General features: G+C 36.6%; 2 protein-coding genes. One reads left to right on the forward strand and one right to left on the reverse strand.

The window, feature by feature from the left end; all coding sequences use genetic code 11:
* Positions 1–219: 219 nt before the first annotated feature.
* A protein-coding gene (locus tag FTU35_RS13270) for an IS3-like element ISAba20 family transposase (RefSeq protein ID WP_087514472.1) occupies positions 220–1295 on the forward strand; the annotation gives its coding sequence in 2 pieces (ribosomal slippage) (positions 220–472 and positions 472–1295; 1077 coding nt in all).
* 28 nt (positions 1296–1323) lie between these two features.
* Here the strand turns inward: FTU35_RS13270 and FTU35_RS13275 are convergent.
* Entirely contained in the window at positions 1324–1794 is a 471-nt protein-coding gene (locus FTU35_RS13275) for an AraC family ligand binding domain-containing protein (protein WP_020753607.1), read from the reverse strand.
* Positions 1795–1964: the final 170 nt, after the last annotated feature.

Here is a 1964-nt window from a genome sequence, read left to right on the forward strand (position 1 = left end):
TTCAAATGGCGATTCAGCGTTTAATTGGTTTTGGGAAAAAAGAAGAGTTTAAGGAAATTTTGGCAATTTTAAGAAAGCAGAATCCTGATAGGATAAGGGTTCTGTGAAATTTGTCGTGTACAGAGCACTTTTTTATAACCAAGCAAACGGTAATCCTCCCTAAAAATAATTGAGTTTAAAAGTAGAAAATCGAATAACCTTGATTTAAGGAGATTTTCTATGAAAACATCTAAGTATTCAGACAGCTTGATCATGAGTATCTTGAAGCAAGCTGAAGCAGGAACACCCATACCGAACTTGTGCCGCGAACATGGTATGAGCTCTGCTACATTCTACAAGTGGAAGTCCAAATATGGCGGCATGGATCTTTCAATGATGACGCGGCTTAAAGAACTTGAGGCTGAAAATGCCCGTTTAAAACGCATGTATGCTGATGAGCGGCTAAAGTCAGACATCTTGCAAGATGCACTTTTAAAAAAGTTTTAAGGCCTGTTCAGCGAAAGTCACTTGCTCAGCAAGCTACTGAGCAATTTAAGATTTCAATCAGCATGGCCTGCTTAATTTTTAAAGTCAGTCAAACGTGTTATCGCTATAAAGCTCGTTTAGATGAAGAGAATCAACAGATTGCCGAATGGTTGATTCAATTAACCAATGATCATAAAACATGGGGCTTCAAGCTTTGTTTCCTGTATTTGCGTAATGTTAAAAAATACAAATGGAACCACAAACGTGTCTATCGCATTTATAAGGAGCTTGAGCTTAATTTAAGAATCAAGCCTAATAAGCGGATTAAACGAGAACAGCCAGAAACCCTTGCAGTACCGACAGCTAAGAATGAATCATGGTCAATGGACTTTATGCATGATCAACTCAGTGATGGACGTAGTTATCGAGTTCACAACGTGATTGATGACTATAATCGCGAGTCATTGGATATATTGATTGACTTTTCATTGCCAGCAGAACGTGTACTGAGAGGACTTGATCAGCTCATTGAATGGCGAGGCAAACCTAAACGCATTAGAACCGACAACGGCCCAGAGTATATAAGTGAGCTGATGGAAAAGTGGTGTGATCAGCATGGTATTGAGCATGTATTTACTCAACCAGGCAATCCACAGCAAAATGCATATGTTGAGCGATTTAATCGTACAGTACGTTATGAGTGTCTAAATCAATATTTATTTCGAGATCTGAGCGAGGTGCAGGACTATACAACTGACTGGCAGTACTTTTATAATCATGAACGACCTCATATGTCAGTAAATGGTTGTCCACCTATTTTTAAACAATAACAAGGCTTTAGATTTTCTACCCATTAATTCAATTAAAAATGGGGGTATTACCTAAGTTTTCTAATAAAAGATCTAAATACGTATCTTTCATCAATTGAGATTCATTGTTATTCAATATATTGTAGGTTGAAAGTATCAAATGTGAAAGTTGAGGATCAGAACGTAGGGTTGATTCGATAGCAAGTTCGATAGGCTCATTAAATATTCCTTCATAGCTTTTTTTTAACCATGCTGGATCTAAATGCATCATTTTATAAGTGAAGCCGAGAGGATCTGGTGCATTACCATCATGAACTTCTTCAGGTTCAAGCATGAAAGTTTGACCTTGATAGCTATCAATAATTTTTTTTCTACAATTGAATTGTTGATGTCCTAACTCTGTTACCCCTATAAGATAACTTGAGTGTAGATGAGGATCGTATGCAAAGCCTTTGAAGTGGGCATGAATTAGTTCTATACCTGTAGACTTATCCTGTGTGACATTGACCCAATTGCTCATATTTACTTAATTAGTCCTAATGGATTTAGCTTATCAAAAATTATCTAATGAAGAAATTCTAAAATTAACATAATACACCTTATACAAAATGCCCTTGTAAGCCCTTAATCAAGGGCATTTTTAGTCTCTACTTAACATAAAATTTTGGTGGTGCTTCAAAAAGTATGCTG

Source organism: Acinetobacter sp. YH12095 (genome assembly GCF_013419245.1).
GTDB lineage: Bacteria > Pseudomonadota > Gammaproteobacteria > Pseudomonadales > Moraxellaceae > Acinetobacter > Acinetobacter towneri.

Bases quoted from the DNA above. Each gene is read 5' to 3' on its own strand.
- FTU35_RS13275 (WP_020753607.1), bottom strand. From the start codon at position 1,794: ATGAGCAATTGGGTCAATGTCACACAGGATAAGTCTACAGGTATAGAA.